Origin of the sequence: Glutamicibacter ardleyensis, assembly GCF_014644555.1 — a bacterium.
Classification (GTDB): domain Bacteria; phylum Actinomycetota; class Actinomycetes; order Actinomycetales; family Micrococcaceae; genus Glutamicibacter; species Glutamicibacter bergerei.
Genome location: NZ_BMKX01000007.1, coordinates 1 through 12,891, shown reverse-complemented (window position 1 = coordinate 12,891; position 12,891 = coordinate 1). Strand labels below are relative to the sequence as shown.

Annotated in this window: 11 protein-coding genes; 6 read left to right on the top strand and 5 right to left on the bottom strand. The window is 57.1% G+C overall.

The window, feature by feature from the left end:
- Positions 1-7: 7 nt before the first annotated feature.
- The 3 genes from IEX04_RS13010 to IEX04_RS13000 all read right to left on the bottom strand — a co-directional run bounded on the left by IEX04_RS13010 (position 8) and on the right by IEX04_RS13000 (position 3,041).
- Positions 8-1,591 (bottom strand): cation:proton antiporter, encoded by a 1,584-nt coding sequence (locus IEX04_RS13010; protein ID WP_096256226.1) that lies wholly within the window; start codon positions 1,589-1,591, stop codon positions 8-10.
- 61 nt (positions 1,592-1,652) lie between these two features.
- Positions 1,653-2,132: a hypothetical protein gene (locus tag IEX04_RS13005; RefSeq protein WP_188686179.1), complete on the bottom strand. Its 480-nt coding sequence runs from the start codon at positions 2,130-2,132 to the stop codon at positions 1,653-1,655.
- Between the two features lie 9 nt (positions 2,133-2,141).
- Positions 2,142-3,041, bottom strand: coding sequence for a 3-methyladenine DNA glycosylase (locus IEX04_RS13000; RefSeq protein WP_188686177.1), 900 nt, complete (start codon positions 3,039-3,041; stop codon positions 2,142-2,144).
- Positions 3,042-3,118: 77 nt separating this feature from the next.
- On the opposite strand from IEX04_RS13000, the gene IEX04_RS12995 reads away from it, so the two are divergent.
- Positions 3,119-3,673 carry a DinB family protein gene (locus IEX04_RS12995; protein WP_188686176.1) on the top strand — a complete coding sequence of 185 codons (555 nt, stop codon included), beginning with the start codon at positions 3,119-3,121 and terminating at the stop codon, positions 3,671-3,673.
- A gap of 76 nt (positions 3,674-3,749) precedes the next feature.
- Positions 3,750-5,099, top strand: a complete 1,350-nt coding sequence (locus IEX04_RS12990; RefSeq protein WP_188686174.1) for a TIGR01777 family oxidoreductase — start codon at positions 3,750-3,752, stop codon at positions 5,097-5,099.
- Between the two features lie 98 nt (positions 5,100-5,197).
- Here IEX04_RS12990 and IEX04_RS12985 read toward each other — a convergent pair whose 3' ends face one another.
- Positions 5,198-6,622: a CitMHS family transporter gene (locus tag IEX04_RS12985; protein ID WP_096254045.1), complete on the bottom strand. Its 1,425-nt coding sequence runs from the start codon at positions 6,620-6,622 to the stop codon at positions 5,198-5,200.
- 169 nt (positions 6,623-6,791) lie between these two features.
- On the opposite strand from IEX04_RS12985, the gene IEX04_RS12980 reads away from it, so the two are divergent.
- The 4 genes from IEX04_RS12980 (at position 6,792) to IEX04_RS12965 (ending at position 11,158) form a co-directional block, all read left to right on the top strand.
- A complete protein-coding gene (locus tag IEX04_RS12980) occupies positions 6,792-8,450 on the top strand; it encodes an ATP-binding protein (RefSeq protein ID WP_188686172.1) in 1,659 nt (552 codons plus the stop codon).
- Between the two features lie 23 nt (positions 8,451-8,473).
- Positions 8,474-9,148, top strand: a complete 675-nt coding sequence (locus IEX04_RS12975; RefSeq protein WP_229677143.1) for a response regulator — start codon at positions 8,474-8,476, stop codon at positions 9,146-9,148.
- Positions 9,149-9,269: 121 nt separating this feature from the next.
- Positions 9,270-9,461 (top strand): hypothetical protein, encoded by a 192-nt coding sequence (locus IEX04_RS12970; RefSeq protein WP_096254049.1) that lies wholly within the window; start codon positions 9,270-9,272, stop codon positions 9,459-9,461.
- Between the two features lie 89 nt (positions 9,462-9,550).
- Positions 9,551-11,158, top strand: a complete 1,608-nt coding sequence (locus IEX04_RS12965; protein ID WP_188686169.1) for an alkaline phosphatase D family protein — start codon at positions 9,551-9,553, stop codon at positions 11,156-11,158.
- Between the two features lie 78 nt (positions 11,159-11,236).
- Here the strand turns inward: IEX04_RS12965 and IEX04_RS12960 are convergent, their stop codons facing one another.
- Positions 11,237-12,523 carry an aspartate kinase gene (locus IEX04_RS12960; RefSeq protein WP_096254052.1) on the bottom strand — a complete coding sequence of 429 codons (1,287 nt, stop codon included), beginning with the start codon at positions 12,521-12,523 and terminating at the stop codon, positions 11,237-11,239.
- Positions 12,524-12,891: the final 368 nt, after the last annotated feature.

Sequence of the window (12,891 nt, the reverse complement as noted above, 5' to 3'; positions counted from 1 at the left end):
CGCCGATTTAGCGATCCAAGGTCGCGGTGCGCCTATCAATGCGCAGCATGATCTCGTCAACCATGTGCGGATCGACGCCCGGTTCACGCCTGGCCTGAAGCAGCTCATCACGAGCTGCTGCTAGCGCGGTGGACTGAATCGCGTCTGCCTTGGTGATTACCGCGCGCAACTGTGTGTACTTCTCATCGGTGATCGCATCGTGGGTATCAGGATCCGACAGCAGGATGTTGTGTAGATCGTGCATGCGTCGGGTGACTACATGTCGGTAGTTTTCCGGTAGATCATGCAAATCCATATTTGTCTTCAACGTCTTTACCGCTACATCTTCGGCACGTCGGGCCAACGCCCGGCGTGCCTTTTTGGTCGCTTGGTCATTGTCCCGCAATTTGAGCACGCGCATCAGTACCGGAAGCGTTAAACCGGGAACCACCAGGGTCGCTAGCAACACCGTGCACGCTGCGACGACTACGAAGTTTCTTCCCTCGATAGGTGTGCCATCCGCGGTGACCTTCGGCAACGCCAAGGCTAGCGCCAGCGTCGCCAAACCGCGCATGCCACACCACGTGAGCACCAAGGAGTCTTTTGCCGCGGAGACTTTGTTCATTCCCCGCAAGGTATTTGGCAAGTGATAGGTCCCGAACATCCATAGCGTGCGCACCAAAATCACCACCACACAGATCGCCGCGACGCCGGGGATGAAACGGATTAGGTTGCTGCCTTCTTCTTGGATGACCGAGTTCATTTCCAAACCCATCATTCCGAAGGCCAGACCGGTGGCTAACATTTCGAGTACTTCCCAGAACGCGCGTCGAGTTAGACGCTCCTGGGAGTCCTGTGGGCGGTCGCGCCGCCCAAGTTCTAGGGCCAAAACTACGACGGCGACCACGCCCGAGGCATGGATTTCTTCAGCCAGCATGTACACCGCGTAGGGTGCCACCAAGGTTGCGGCACAACGTGCTGCAAGGTTAGGCACGAAGCGGTTCAATGCACCGACGATCCAGGCCATGATGAAGCCCACGAGTATGGCAAGTGCTGCACCGATCAAGAAGCTTGGGACAAGATTAAATCCAACCTCGGTGCCGTTTAGCATTGCGGTGACCGCAAGCTGGAAGAGCACGATAGCCATCGCGTCGTTAAAGAGACCCTCAGTTTCCAATAATGAGGTGAGCCTGCGTGGCATCTTCACCTTGGTTGCGATGGCATCAACGGAGACCGGGTCAGGTGGTGCCACGATCGCTCCGAGAGCGATAGCTAAAGGAATAGAAAGGAACGGTGCGAAGACGAGCGAGGTAGCCGCGACTGCACCGGCAGTCACCACGATTAACACCACTGCCAGTCGGATCAGTGCTTTCCAGCGCAGCCGGAACACCGACCAAGAGCTTCGTTGCGCTGTGGCGAAGAGCAATGGGGGCAGGAAAATTGGGAGGATCAATTCCGGTTCTATATGCAGTTCGGGGATGAACGGCAAGAACCCTGCCAAGGTCGCCACGATCAACATCAAAATCGGATAGGGCAGCTTGATGCGTTCACCCAGTCCGACAATCAATATAGTGGCGAATAACAGCGCAATGATCAGCAGGAAGAACTCCATAGTCTTCCTATTCTAGTCGCGGCATCTATAACTCAAGGTATTTGCGAGGAAAAATAACTCGTTACCGCAGTCCTTCGCCTAGCAACGGAGCCAGCGAATCCCAGATGCTGATGGCGCAACCATTGTGTCGGTCAAAGTTTGCTTGGACAGGCTGATCCCCAATTTCTCCTTTAACTTTCGCGGTGACCGGTCCACCATAGATTTCGGTGCAAGTTTGTTGTGCGGAGGGTTTGCTGGTGAGTAATTCGGGATTTTTCACCAGTAATTCGCAGGCATCATTGGCGTTCGGAAGTGTGCTGGATTCGGTCGCTCGGGCGCCACGGCACTGAAGATGATATTCGTTGTCCACAGATTTACCATCAAAACTAATGCTGATCTTTAGATCCGCTGATGTGCTAGCGGGAGCGGAAGCCGATTGGGGATTCGACGTCGCACAACCGGCGAGCAACAGCCCGGCCAAAAGCGGTGTTAGACACGCTAAAGCAGAGGTGCTGAGCTGATCTTTGAGTCGTCCCATAAGCTCATTGTGCTCGGCCAACATGGGAGTTTGCTAGTGTTTTGGGGCAATTGGCAGGCTAAGTGCTACCTGCAATAGTTTGGAACGAAGCACATCCGCACGCTGTGCAAACTCTTTTTGCAACCTCACGTACTGCGCCTTGCCCTCGGGAGTTTCGATCCGGATGGGAGCATGACCCCACTTGGCCAAATCATAGGGGGAAGCTTGCATGTCCATGGTACGAATGTCCCATGCAAGCTCAAAGCAGTCCATGACTAAATCGGTCGGTACCGCAGGGCTCAACTTATAGGCCCATTTATAGAGGTCCATATTTCCATGAAGGCATCCGGGCTGTTCAAGGTCCACCTGTGTGTCCCGCGTTGGCTGCAATTCGTTGAGCGGCACCGCTTGAGGGGTGTAAAACCTGAACGCATCAAAGTGGGTGCAGCGAATCTTATGGTTTTCAACCACCTGATCGGTTCCGCTGGCGCCCAAGCGTAATGGCAAGTATTCATGACGGATACCGTTGAGCTCAGATTTGTAGGCCATTGCCCACTCATGTAATCCAAAACAGGAAAAGTTCGCTGGCCGCTTTGCGGTATTGCGCAACAGGATGCGAGCAAATTCGGTGACACGTGTTCGCGACTCGGAGAACTTCTGTATATCAAGTTCTACGCCAGGGCCCTCAGGTGTTTGTACCGCGCGATAAAACTTCCAATCGACACGTTCTTGAGCTTCTTCGCCGAGTAAGGCCACACCAATTCCGGGGTGCCAACGGTAAAGCTGGCCCGGCTTCTGCGTGTAATAGGTGAAGAGAAAATCTTCGATGGGATGTTTGGCTCCGGTCATTCGCCGTTGCACAAATGGTTCGCCAAAGGTCCGCGCGCGTTCTTCATGCGCGGCGGCGCGTGCTAACCACTGCGGGGCTTCCAAAGTGGTTACGGTCGGGAGCATACTTCTAATTATTCAGTTCATTAGCTGACGAAACCAGTTTGGTACGTCAACTCACATCTCGGATAAAGGAGTGCAACATGGAAAACTTTCCCCCGTGGGAACCGCCAATGGGTGGAACCGAGCAAGTGCACCTGCTTGGCATGCTCGACCGGTTGCGAGTCACCTTCAGATATAAGGCCGACGGACTGGACATTAAGCAGTTGACGTTCAAACTACCCAGCAGTGAGTTGAGCCTTGGCGGATTACTGCAACATCTTGCGGCCGTTGAGGATGAAAAGTTCACTTACTTCATCGCTCGTGAACGTCCAGAGGTTCTTCTTGAACTCACCGCGGAAGGACGTGACCAGTTTGCGGTAAACCCAAAAGATGACCCCTCGGCGCTTTACCAGCGCTACGACACCATGGTCGCTAAAAGTCGGAGAATACAAGCCGGAGTGGTCGCTGCCGGGGGACTCGATGCACCGTCGGCATTGGAGTTTGAAGGCAGGCACGCCAGTGTACGTCGGGTGATCTGTGATCTGATCGAGGAATATGGCCGGCATACCGGACATGCGGACTTACTGCGTGAGGCGATCGACGGACGAGTCGGCGAGGATGCACCTTTCGACTATCTTCCGGCTTGGTATGCCTGAATCTAGATGTCAATGAATGCACGATAGAGAAAATTTGGGGGCAAGACAGGCGCCCGGTCCGACGTAGTATTGCCCCATGACACACCAGCGTTCAAGCGAAATTCAAGCACCCCCTGCCGAGGTTTTTGCGTGGTTTTCCCGCCCCGGAGCAATTCGCAGACTCCTGCCGCCCTGGCTTCCGCTGAAGGTAGTAGCCGAAGCCGAGTCGTTACGTGACGGAACGGCGGTGCTGGGATTGCCAGGCGGTCTGCGTTGGTTCGCCCAGCACCAGCCAGATGGTTATATTCCAGAACGAAAATTTGTCGACGAAGTAGAACCGCAAGGTTTGCGAGCCATCGCCACACGGGCGGTGAACTGGAAGCATGAGCACCTCTTCGAACCTGCCGACGGAGATGCGACGACGGTTATCGACCGTATCAATTCGAATCTTCCTGCCCGCCAGACTGCGCGCATGCTTGCCTATCGTCATCGTCAGCTCGGCGCAGACTTTGCCGCCCACCAGCGAGCCGCCGCCGCAGGGCTGAAGCCATTGACCATCGCGGTGACCGGTTCAAGCGGAATGGTCGGGGAAGCATTGTGTGCGTTCTTATCCACCGGCGGGCATCGCGTCATCAAGCTAGTGCGCGGCACCCCGAAGTCTGCCAATGAGCGACGTTGGGATTCGATGGCGCCGGCGGATGACTTGCTTGACGGGTGCGACGCGGTGATTCACCTCGCTGGAGCTAGCATCTTTGGCAGGTTTAGCGACAAACACCGTCAGGCGATTGAATCCAGTCGTATTGAGCCGACACAGGCCCTGGCCGAACTTGCTGCCCGAGCAAACGTGTCAACGTTCGTCAGCGCCTCTGCCGTGGGAATATATGGTGCACAGAGCGGGCCCGCCCCGGTTGATGAAAAGTCGATCCCGCAACCCGTTGGCTCAGATTTTTTAGCCGACGTTGTTCAGCGCTGGGAACAAGCAGCCGGTGCCGGAGTATCCTCGATGCGCCGAGTGCAAATCCGTACAGGTATTGTGCTCAGCCCCCGCGGTGGCATGCTTGCGGTGCTTCGGCCAATCTTCACCGCCGGACTCGGCGGCCGACTAGGTACTGGTACCCAATGCCTGTCGTGGATCGGTCTTGACGATCTAGTAGATATTTACCACCGGGCTTTGTGGGACACACAGCTTGATGGTCCGGTCAATGCTGTGGCACCTCACCCGGTGAACAATATCGAATTCACCAAGGCTCTGGCCAAAGCAGTGCGCCGTCCAGCCATCATTCCTGTGCCCGCGGCGGCACCGAAGCTGCTGCTCGGTACGGAAGGTACCCAGTTGTTGGCCTTGGCGGACCAGCGGGTAGTCCCGCAGAAGCTGTTGGATACTGGACATGAATTTCGGCATGAACACATTGAACTGGAACTGGCCCACTGCCTTGGCGGGAACTAGCTGAGTTCTACTGTTTAAACACTAAGCTCCGCGTCATTGGGCATTTCTGCCCAATGACGCGGAGCTTAGCTGACGACGGACCAGTAGGTCCTTGGGTTTTAGCCCATGTGGATCGCGCCGAAGAGCACGCCCGAAGCGAGCATGACCAGGCTTACCACTGCCGCACGCCACAGCACCTTCTTGTGGTGATCGCCCAAATCCACACGAGAGAGCGAGACCAGCAAGAGAATTGCCGGGACGAGCGGAGATTGCATGTGCACCGGTTGTCCGGTGATGGAGGCGCGAGCCATATCCACCGCTGGAACTCCGAAGTGCGCGCCGGCCTCGGTGAGGACCGGAAGAATACCAAAGTAGAAAGCGTCGTTACTCATCAAGAACGTTGCCGGGATTGAAATCAAGCCGGTGATGACCGCCATGTATTGGCCCAGCGAGTCAGGGATAATATCGACCAGCCATAGACTCATCGCGTCAACCATGCCGGTTCCGGAGAGTACACCGGTGAGCACCGCGGCGCCGAGCACCATGGAAACTACGGCGATGATTTCGCTTGAGTGTGCGGCGATCATCTTCACCTGGTCATTGACCTTCGGGAAGTTCACTACCAAAGCGATCGCGGTACCGATCATGAACAGGTAAGACAGTGGCAACACGTCAACAATGAGCAACACCATGATCGCTACGGTGAGCGCCAGGTTGAAGTAGAACATCTTCGGGCGCAGGGTATCGCGATGTGGATCGAGCACCGTGCCGTCCATGGTGGCCGCTTCCGAGCCATCACCCTTGCGGGCCACCGATTCAAGCACGGACACGGACGAGCCCGAAGGCGAGGCGTCGGTGCCGCCCTGACCGCCCTGGGGGCCGGTCAGATTTCCGCCACCGAAGCCGGTGCCCCAGATCTCTGGGCGGTCGCGTTGCAACCGGCGGCGCTCAGCCAGACCCAGCTGCCAGGCGAAGATTGCGATCACGATCAAGGCAATACCCAAGGACGGGAGCATTGGTACGAAGATGTCTGCCGCGTCAACGCCCAAGGCGGCCGCAGCGCGGGCGGTGGGGCCACCCCAAGGAACGATGTTCAGGGTTCCGTTGGTCAAGCCGGCCACACAGGTCAATACGACCGGGCTCATGCCCAGACGCTGGTAGATCGGCAGCAGTGCGGCGGTGACCACGATGAAGGTCGTTGAGCCGTCGCCGTCCAGTGAGATGACGGCAGTGAGCAGGGCGGTGCCGATGACTACCTTTGCCGGGTCGTTGCCCACAAGCTTCTGGATTCCCGAGACCAGACGATCGAAGAGCCCCACGTCGATCATGATGCCGAAGTACATGATGGCGAACATAAGTAGAGCCGCGGTGCCCGACATGTCCTTGACCGCGTCCATGATCATGTCGCCCAGGCCAAAGCCTGCGCCGGTGAAAAGGCCAAAAATGGTGGGAACAAGAATGAGCGCCAACAGTGGCGTCATTTTTTTGGTCATGATCAGCACCATGAAGGTGATGATCATGAGGAATCCGAGAGCAACTAACATTGCGCCGACCTCCTGAAGTGTGTGGCATGTGATGATGCCAGCGGGGGTGCGGGCACTGAACTAAACTACGTGGCGGTGCTCACGTTAGGCGGGTTGAAAGTCTTGTGATCCCTTTAGGTTTTTAGAATCTTTTTGCTCATTAAAATCGCTGACGGTTTATGCTGGACAAATGCCCCAGACAATAGCCACCCGCCACTTCGCCTCGCGCATCATGCGCCTGCAGTTTGTGGTCCTTGGCGTGCTCATTGTGCTGGTCACCGCGGCGACGCTGGTTAATAGCTACAATCAGGTTTTTGACCGGGCCGAAGATACCTCGCTGGGTATCGCCCGTTCGGTCGCCTCACTGCCACAGGTCATCGAGGAAGTGTCGGTATATTCCGCGCAAGACAAGCTTGCGCTAGAAAAACTGCGTCACGGACCATTGCAACAGTTGGCCGAATCGGTGCGCACCGGTGGGCAGGCCGCCTTTGTGGTGATCACCGAGGACCGCGGACTGCGCTTGAGCCACCCAAACCCGGCCGAGATCGGCCAACTGGTCTCCACCGATCCGGTGGCGCTGACCGGCGTTGAAAGTGTGGCCCGGGAACACGGAACGTTGGGCGAATCGGTGCGCGCCAAGGTGCCGATCCGCACCGCAAATGGCGAGGTGATCGGCGAGGTATCTGTCGGTGTAGCCACCGAATCGTTGACCGGTGCGTTGGCGGCGTCCTTTGGCTGGATTGTGCTCTTCGCCTTGCTGGCTGCCCTGTTGGCAACCTTGGCAGGGCGATTCACCGTGCGTACGCTCAAACGCCAAACCCTAGGTCTGGAACCAGCCGAAATCGCCCAGTTGGTCCGCGACCAGCAGGCGGTGCTCTACGGCGTTAGCGAGGGCGTGATTGGTTTGAGCCCCGATGGCATCATCACCGTGCGCAATAAGGCCGCCCGCCAGCTTCTGGGACTTCCGCACCGTACCGAACTGGCAGATATTATCGGCCGGCACTACGAGTCGGCGGGACTGGATTCGCGGTTGGTGAAAGCGATTAAAGAGCATGAACGTGCCCCGATCAGGCTGGAAGCCAACTCGAATGCCATCGTTGCGCGCGTCTCCGATGTGGTGCGTGACGGGGTGGAGCTGGGCCAGGTAATTTTGCTCCACGACGTGAGTACCGTCGAGGCGCTGGGCACCAAACTTGATGCGGTCCAGGATATGGCCGATGCCTTGCGCGCCCAACGCCACGAATTTGCCAACCGGATGCACGCGGTGCTCGGTCTGATTACGCTAGGCAAAACGGATCAAGCCGAAGAATACCTGCGTGAAGTTATGGATTCGGGGCCGATAATTGCCCCGGTTCCCGGATTGGAACTAGTCCAGGACGCTTACCTGTCGGCATTTCTCTCGGCTAAGGGGGTACGCGCCCACGAGCTGGGCATCGAGTTGCGCGTCTCGCCACAATCAATGCTTTTTGAACAGGTCGCCTCGGCCTCCGACGCGCAAGATGTTACCGCGGTGCTTGGGAATCTCTTGGATAATGCCTTCACCGCCAGCCTGTGTGGGAGCAACGACCCGTGGGTTGAGGTGGATTTGCTTTCCGAGGGAAGCACCTTGCATCTCGCGGTGGCCGACTCGGGCGCCGGGATAGCGACCGATGACGATATTTTCTCTCCCGGAGTGAGTACCGGATCTTCGCTAGGTGGAGGTCATGGATCCGGCGTGGGGTTACCCTTGATCCGCCGGCTGGCGCGCTCGCGCAGTGGTGAGGTCTGGATTGCCGATGCCGGAGGCGAACATGGTGGCGCGGTGATTGCCGCGAGGCTACCGGCGGTTTTGGCCGAACCGAAGAACTAGCAATCACGATAAGGGGAGCAGCAATGATGCAGAGCACCGCCGCGGGAGATTACCGGGTATTGATAGTAGACGACGACTTTCGGGTTGGTCAGTTGCATGCCGACATGGTTAATGAAATTCCCGGATTCCAGGCTCTGGACCCGGTGCAGGACCCTCGGACGGTTCCGCAGCTGGTCGCCAGCTTGCAACCGGACCTTGTGCTGCTGGACCTTTATCTGCCGCATGTCAGTGGCGTGGAATTGCTGCGCGAGCTGCACGTGGACGCGATCATGATCTCCGCAGCCACCGAGCCGAAAAATGTGGCGGCGGCCTTGCAAGCCGGGGCGCTGGCTTTCATTATCAAACCGTTTGGTGCCAAAACCCTGGCGGCCAAACTTAAGGGCTGGGCCCGGTACCGCCGACAGCTGGCGGCAGCCACCGATTTTGATCAGCAAGGCGTGGATCGGCTATATCGCACCGTGCAGGGTGCGGAGGATACCGCGGCCACGACCAGCACCGCTCCCACCGAACAAGCGGTCTTAGCCTGTGTACGCCAGTCGCGTGAACCGATGAATGTGGCAGAGGTTGCCGAGGCTGTAGGTGTTGCAAGGGCGACGGCCCAACGCTATCTCGCCGCTCTGGTAGCCAGCGAATCCCTTGACCTGCAGCTGGGATACGGCACGAGAGGCCGCCCGGAACACCGGTACCTCGCGAGGTAACCAGCAAACCGAGCCACCCCGAACCTGCGTTGCCCACGCGTCCTCCGCGCGGTTCCAGATTTTTTGCCTGGCATGCTGGTACTGCGGTAGCGTCGGTAGCAAGCTCATCTCAGGAGGACAAATGAGACAGTTGCACGCTAAATATTCGGTGGGATTTTTTATCGCCTTTCTGATTTCAATGAGCCTCGCGTGGAATTCGCGCATCGCTGACCCCTGGGGTTTGTACCTGGTCTTGTTGAGCGTGGCCGGATTTGTGATCTCCGTAGTGAGTTTGGCAATCCGCACGGCCCGTGAGGAATCAAAAGCTAGCTAGGTTTAAGCCCCGATTCTTAGTGCAGAGTTTAGTTTGCAGTTCATAAGACTGCCATCAAGTGGAAAACTTGAGACGAAATACTGGCGAGCATGACACAAATATCTCGACGAAATCTGCTCACCGGTGCACTCGGAGTCGGCGCTCTGAGCCTGGTGACCCCGGCCGGCACTGCGCTGGCAGCTAACAGCCCACGGCTGGTGCGTTCCAGACTCGGGTTAACCAGCGGTTTTTCCATGGGAGATGTCTCCACCAATAACGCGGTGTTTTGGGCGCGTACTACCGGGGAGGGCCGCTTACGCGCACAGCTGCGCGCCATCGATCAGGCAGGTCAGGTCATTCGCGGACGGGGTTCCTTTGCACGAACCCTGCGCGGAGCCCAAGCCAGCGCACAAACCGACTACACCGCCAAAATCGCCGCCTCCAATCTTCCTGCAGGCACCCGCTTCGCGGTGAGTATCGGCTTCGAAGATGAAAATGGCACGTTGGGGGAGACGACTAGCGGATCCTTTGTCACCGCCGCTTCAGGTACCGGCCGACGCAATCACGAAGCTTCGATGTCGCAGAGCTTCGTCTGGTCTGGCGATACCGTGGGACAAGGCTGGGGAATCAACGAAGAAATCGGTGGCATGCGTGCCTATGCCGCGATGCATGCCACCAAACCGGATTTCTTCGTACACAGCGGTGACACCATTTACGCCGATGGTCCAATCTCCGCCGAGGTAGTGGAATCTGACGGCCAAATTTGGCGCAACCTGGTCACCGAGGAAGTCTCCAAGGTTGCCGAAACCTTAGCGGAGTTCCGTGGCCGGCATCGCTACAACCTCATGGACGCCAACGTGCGTGCCATGTACTCCGAAGTGCCAGTGATTGCCCAGTGGGATGACCACGAAACCCACAACAACTGGTGGGCCGGGGAAACTATCGAAGATGAACGTTACACGGTGCGAGATATCAATACCTTGGCCGTCAGGGGGCGCCGCGCCTGGCAGGAATACCAGCCAATTGCCGACCCTCGTGCCATGCGAGGAGGAACCGGTTTTGAACCCACACGAATTTACCGCAAGATTTCTCGCGGCCCAGCACTAGACCTCTTCGCATTGGATATGCGGAGCCACAAATCGGAGAACACCGACGGGTTGGAAAGCCACGAGACGGCGATCCTCGGCGAAGAACAACTGCAGTGGTTGCTCGATGGGCTGCACAAGTCGAAAGCCACGTGGAAGGTCATTCTCAACGATCTGCCGCTGGGAATTATCGTTCCCGACGGTAAAGCTCAGGAATCCATTGCCAACGCCGACCACGGTGCACCGTTGGGCCGTGAGTTGGAACTGGCTCGATTGCTGAAAGCCATCAAGGACCGTGGCGTGAAAAACGTGGTCTTCTTAACCGCGGATGTGCATTACTGCGCCGCTCACCACTACTCACCGGAACGCGCCGCCTTCAGTGATTTTAACGAGTTCTGGGAGTTTGTAGCAGGTCCGGTCAACGCAGGATCCTTTGGTCCCAATAAGATGGATGGCACCTTCGGAGCTCAGGTGGAATTCGCGCTCGCCGGGACCAGTAACCAATCACCACGTGATGGTAAAGGACAGTTCTTCGGACACGTTGACCTCGACGAATCTCAAAGGTTTACAGTTTCGCTGCGTAACGGCCTCGGCGAAAGTGTCTACAGTAAAACCCTAGAGCCGGTGCGCTAACCGCACGGCTAGTGCAAACAGCATAAAAGTAGCGGCGCAGATCCCAAAGATCTGCGCCGCTACTTTTACTTGAGAGACTTAGCGTCCGGTGCCGCCGTACACGGTGGCTTCCACATCGGTATCGAGATTGAATGCGGTGTGGATGGCTCGAACCGCATCATTGAGCTTGTCGGCGTCGGTGACCACGGAGATGCGAATCTCCGAGGTGGAGATCATGTCCACGTTGATCCCGGCCTGGTGCAGGGCTTCGAAGAAGGTGAATGAGACGCCCGGGTTCGAACGCATGCCGGCGCCAATCAGTGAAAGCTTACCGACCTCGTCGTTATGCTCAATGTCTTCAAATCCAATTTCACCGCGTGCGGTTTCCAGCGCAGCGAGAACGCGCTTGGTCTCGGTCATTGGCAAGGTGAAGGAGATGTCGGTGGCACCCGAGCCCTTGGTCGAGATGTTCTGTACGATCATGTCGATATTGGCTTGCGCGGCCGCGATAACCCCGAAAATCTGTGCTGCCTTACCCGGAATATCCGGTACACCGATGATGGTGACCTTTGCTTCGGAATGGTCGTGGGCAACACCGGAGATGATTGGCTGTTCCAAGGGTTCTCCCTCTTGAATCTTGATCTTGTCGTTGGGGTCCGGGAGCACCCAGGTGCCCTCGTTAGTGCTGAATGAGGAACGCACATGCAGTGGCACACCAAAGCGGCGAGCATACTCCACACAGCGTAGGTGCAGGATCTTGGAGCCACTGGCTGCCATCTCCAACATTTCCTCGCTTGAAATCGTGTCGATCTTCTTTGCTGCGTGAACCACTCGTGGGTCGGCGGTGTAGATGCCGTCCACATCGGTGTAGATTTCGCAGACATCGGCACCCAGCGCAGCGGCAAGTGCCACCGCGGTGGTGTCCGAACCACCACGGCCCATGGTGGTGATGTTCTTTGATTCCTTGCTCATGCCTTGGAAGCCGGCGACGATGGCAATGAAACCGCGGTCGATGGCACGGCGGATGCGCTGCGGCGAAACTTCCATGATGCGCGCCATGCCGTGAGTCGAGTCAGTGATTAGGCCGGCCTGTGAGCCGGTGAAGGATACTGCGCTTTCGCCGAATTGGTCGATGGCCATGGCGAGCAAGGACATGGAAATGCGCTCGCCTGCCGAGAGGAGCATATCCATCTCGCGAGCCGGGGCGTCATCGGTGAGTTGCGCGGCGAGGTCAAGGAGTTCGTCGGTGGAATCTCCCATGGCCGAGACAACAACAACAACCTCATGACCCTGCGCCTTGGTGTCAATAATTCGGCGCGCGACACGTTTGATGCCTTCGGCATCGGATACGGACGAACCGCCAAATTTTTGAACTATTAGGCCCATGGGCGCACACTCCAACTGATGAAAGTTGTTGATGCACATCGTGTTGTGAGAACAGATGCGACATATCTACCACTAATAATTGTGGCAGTACCAAGGGTGCATCACCTAGTTGTGACGGTAACCATTGGTCATATTGCCTAATATCTGCCACTTTGAATGCCTAGAACGGCCGGTCAACTGCGTATCGTAGCTAATATTTGTCGCCAAAATGACTTCCAGCCCTCCAGATCCTGAGGGTTGGCAAGCTTTGCGTGATCAGCGCTTACGCTTGCCTTGTTACCCTTCATGGTGATGTTCACGCTCACGCGGCTATGGCTCTCGCAGTTCAAAAGCGGTTCTGAAAACCCATTGATCACGGCGCGTTAAAC

Coding starts and splice junctions, on each gene's coding strand:
- IEX04_RS13010 (WP_096256226.1), bottom strand. CDS start 1,591: ATGGAGTTCTTCCTGCTGATCATTGCGCTGTTATTCGCCACTATATTG.
- IEX04_RS13005 (WP_188686179.1), bottom strand. CDS start 2,132: ATGTTGGCCGAGCACAATGAGCTTATGGGACGACTCAAAGATCAGCTC.
- IEX04_RS13000 (WP_188686177.1), bottom strand. CDS start 3,041: ATGCTCCCGACCGTAACCACTTTGGAAGCCCCGCAGTGGTTAGCACGC.
- IEX04_RS12995 (WP_188686176.1), top strand. CDS start 3,119: ATGGAAAACTTTCCCCCGTGGGAACCGCCAATGGGTGGAACCGAGCAA.
- IEX04_RS12990 (WP_188686174.1), top strand. CDS start 3,750: ATGACACACCAGCGTTCAAGCGAAATTCAAGCACCCCCTGCCGAGGTT.
- IEX04_RS12985 (WP_096254045.1), bottom strand. CDS start 6,622: ATGTTAGTTGCTCTCGGATTCCTCATGATCATCACCTTCATGGTGCTG.
- IEX04_RS12980 (WP_188686172.1), top strand. CDS start 6,792: ATGCCCCAGACAATAGCCACCCGCCACTTCGCCTCGCGCATCATGCGC.
- IEX04_RS12975 (WP_229677143.1), top strand. CDS start 8,474: ATGATGCAGAGCACCGCCGCGGGAGATTACCGGGTATTGATAGTAGAC.
- IEX04_RS12970 (WP_096254049.1), top strand. CDS start 9,270: ATGAGACAGTTGCACGCTAAATATTCGGTGGGATTTTTTATCGCCTTT.
- IEX04_RS12965 (WP_188686169.1), top strand. CDS start 9,551: ATGACACAAATATCTCGACGAAATCTGCTCACCGGTGCACTCGGAGTC.
- IEX04_RS12960 (WP_096254052.1), bottom strand. CDS start 12,523: ATGGGCCTAATAGTTCAAAAATTTGGCGGTTCGTCCGTATCCGATGCC.